This window comes from Psychrobacter sp. Cmf 22.2, from assembly GCF_001921745.1.
GTDB lineage: Bacteria > Pseudomonadota > Gammaproteobacteria > Pseudomonadales > Moraxellaceae > Psychrobacter.
In genome coordinates this window covers 1-264 of the sequence record NZ_MRYA01000042.1, presented here as the reverse complement: position 1 = coordinate 264, position 264 = coordinate 1, and the positions used below count along the sequence as shown (strand labels likewise).

The 264-nt window shown below is 42.8% G+C and carries 1 pseudogene; it reads left to right on the top strand.

The window, feature by feature from the left end:
* Positions 1-264: pseudogene (locus BTV98_RS13240) on the top strand (EAL domain-containing protein); the annotation flags it as partial.

The window sequence follows — 264 nt, the reverse complement described above, 5'->3', positions numbered from 1 at the left end:
GTACAACTGACCAACGCCTCTTTGATAGATAAAAAGCTGCCAAGTGTGGCCAGTCAATTAATTAATGCGGTGGGCGGTAAAGCGGGTGCATTAACCTTACAGTTTAATGAAAACGATATTGCTGACCATTTAACCGTCTCTAAATCTCAGTTTACCGCCCTTAATCAAGTAAATTGCCAGTTATGTATCAATAATTTTGGCTCGTCTGCTAAGGCTGTTGAGGTTGCCAATTTCGTGCAACCTGATATGGTGCGTCTAGCCCGT